Origin of the sequence: Vibrio sp. 10N.261.51.A4, from assembly GCF_041471945.1 — a bacterium.
Taxonomy (GTDB): Bacteria; Pseudomonadota; Gammaproteobacteria; order Enterobacterales; family Vibrionaceae; genus Vibrio; species Vibrio crassostreae_C.
The window spans coordinates 1-3265 of the sequence record NZ_JBFRPJ010000064.1; the positions used below are offsets into that span (position 1 = coordinate 1).

General features: G+C 44.0%; 1 protein-coding gene. It reads left to right on the forward strand.

Annotation, left to right across the window (positions count from 1 at the left end; genetic code table 11):
* Positions 1-197 precede the first annotated feature (197 nt).
* Positions 198-3265, forward strand: a 3068-nt coding sequence (locus AB4384_RS14225; RefSeq protein WP_372129705.1) for a FimV/HubP family polar landmark protein, incomplete at its 3' end; no start/stop codon positions are given.

A 3265-nucleotide genomic window follows, 5' to 3' on the forward strand; every position in this document is an offset into this window, starting at 1 on the left:
CTATTGGGGGTCAGTTCACTCTTTAGTGGGGCTTTTTTAATCGATTAAAAATATTGTTAGTCAAATTGTGTGAAATTGCTGCGAATATTGTTGCTGCAACACATTTTTTGTTTTCATCTCTATAGTTTTACGTCATTTATCCGATATATTTAATAGATCATCACTTTTCCGAATTTAAGCACCTAGCTGAGCCTTTTATGTTTCAAATTTTCAAGCCGTGGTTAATGCCTTTTGCCTTTATCATTGCGACTCAGATTTCCGTTGTTCGTGCAGATTCCATTCGAGTTGTAGGGCCTAATGGCCAGATACAATCAGAGCCTACGTTTTCAGAACCACTTCAAAGAGCGCAATCAAATAGCGCTGAGCCTTCACGTTTCTATGGTCCAACTCGCGGCTCAGAAACATTGTGGTCTATTGCCTCAAAGTTACGCCCTGATAACTCCGTTTCAGTCCAACAAACTCTGTTGGCTATTTATCGCTTAAACCCACAAGCGTTTGAAAACCAGAATATCCATAGCCTGCTGCCTGCGAGCAATCTACGCGTGCCTTCTTTAGAGCAAGCACGTGCAAGCTCGACGCAGCAAGCTATCAACATCATGAACTCACATCTTGCTAAGCTTGATGCTCCTGCAAGTAAGCCTGTCGCTTCAAAACCCAAAGCGCCGAGTTCTGATGCAAAAAATGTTACTCCTGCTAAGCAAGTAAGCACTACTGAAACTGCTAAAAAGCCATTGTCTCCAACTCAATCATCTCTAGCTCAATCTGCACCAACCCAAGAGATGAACAAGTTAGAGAAGCAGCTAGAGCTTTCAGAAACTGAACTGCTGTCACTTGAAGAGAAAAATCACCAACTTCGTTTGATGTTATCGAATGTTCAATCGGAAGTGGATGAGCTAAAAACAGAGCTCAGTGATGAAGACCGCATTCGTAGCGAAGTGGAAAAGCTGCTTGATGAAGAGCGCAGAAAGAACGCCGAAATTGAAAAGATGGCACCAAGTGTCATGGACGAACTGTTATCGAATGGTTGGTTAGTGGCGGCTCTTGCGATTATTCCAGGTCTGCTCATTGGTTTGATCGTTGTGATGCTGTTAGGCCGTCGTTCTAAAAATGATGAGCAACAGCAGACGACTCAAGAACAACCGCTCCAGCCAGAACCAAGTACCGTTGCACCTATTACATTGGGCGACGAGATGGACGACCTTAACGAGCTGTCTTTAGATGATGACTTGTTTGGTACGGAAGATGACGCCAACAAGCTGTTTGACGATCAAGCGCTAGCCGAAGAGGATGATGTCTTTGCTGGTTTAGATGAATCTGATCTCGATTTCAATCTAGATGGTGAAGACGATGACCCATTTGCTAGCATTGGCGAAAACGGTGATTTAGACACCAACTTCGACGATCTAGATTTAGACAGCAGCAACGGCATTAGTGTTAATGGCGAAGAGAAAGCGCTTGGCCTTGAAGAGATGGAACGTGCGCTAGACAAAACAGCGGAAAGCGCCGTCGATACTGATGATGTCGACTTTGATCTTTCTGATGATAACGCAATGTCTGCTGATGACATTGAAGCTTTACTATCTCAAGAGTCTGAAACTGAAGATCTCGGTTCCAACGAGCTAGACCAATCTTTATTAGATGATCTGTTTGCTCTTGATGACGAAGATGACGACAGCTTCGATATTGATGCTCTGATTTCGGAAGAGCAAAGTGATTCGCCTTCTAGCACTGAAACACCAGCAAGCGATGATTTTGACATCGATGCGCTTATCTCTGAGCAACAAAGTGAGACTAAGCCTGTTGATTTGAGCAATGACGATTTTGATATTGATGCTCTAATCTCTGAACAACAGTCCCCTGAGCCAGCTTCACCGACAGCGAATGATGATATTGATGACATCTTTGCCCAAGTTGCTGCTCAGAACGATCAAGCGAATGACCCTTTCAACCTCGATAGCGACGATGAGATTGCCACTAACCTAAACAGTGGTTTGGCGTCTGATGATGATATCGAAAACATTCTGTCTCAGTTCGATAAGCCCATCGTAAATGAAGAACCTCAAGACAGCGTTGATCTGCTTGATGAGCAACTGGCAGGCGATGACGTAGACCTAAGTAACTCGACAGACCTTCTTGATGAGATGCTAGGGGACGATTCGGATGATGAGTCTGAAAGCGAACCTCTTGGCTTTGATTCTCTGTCTGAGCTTGAAGAGCTTTCTGGTTTATCGACCGATGATGACCTCAACATCGCAGAAGACAGCACGGAAACCTTGGATGAATTAATAGGTGACTCTGACGACGATGATTTCGAACTCGACGCCGAAAGTACCGACTTATTGGATGATTTCCTTGATAGTGAATTGTCAGATGATGAGCTTTTAGCGGATGCATCAAAATCAGAATCTCTAGACCCATTTGATGACTTACTGACAAGTGGCATTGAAGACGAGCTTGAATCTGAAGATAAGACGTTTGATAAAGAGTTAGACGCAGCCTTTGGTTTGGACAACGCCAATGAGGAGCCTGAAAAGGACTCAGACGTTGAGCTTACTCCGTTAACCTCTGAAGGTGAGCCTAAGCAAGATCCGGACATTAGTGAAACACCACAACCTGAAGTCGTTACTGATGAATCGTTAGATTCTGAAATGACTCAAGAAAGTTCTGACATTAAGCCAGAAAATGATGAAGCCTTTAATCGTGATGGTTTTATCGATGATTTGTTCGGTGTCGCACCGGCAACGGATGCTTTGCTTGATGACTCGCTAGAAACAACAGACGAAGCGTTGATTGATGAGTTAATGACTTCTGATGACAATGATTTGTTGCCAGCAATAGAAGAGCCTGTTGAACCATCAATTGACAATACGGTTGAACCAGAGCAAGCGTCTCTTTTAGACAGCGACGAAGTATCAGCGCAAGAAACCGCATCATCGGTTGAAGATGATGAACTGGATATCGACTCGCTGTTATCTGAGAATTCTGATTTTGACAAACCAGATTTTGAAGAGCGAGTTAAAGAAGAAACCGCACAACAAGAACCAGAGCCGAAAGAAGCCGACGTACAAGAGCAAGCTTCGCCATCGTCTTTGAACGATATCTCTGAAGATGAAGAAGAAACGGTTGAAGACTGGTTAGCTGAAGCCATCGACGATGTAGAGTCGCCAGCGAACATTGACTCTGATTTTGACTTTGAACCGAAAATCCAAGGTAGCGATCAGCTTGAAGATGTCGTTGAATCCTTGCCAGAGCCAGAGCCAGAGCC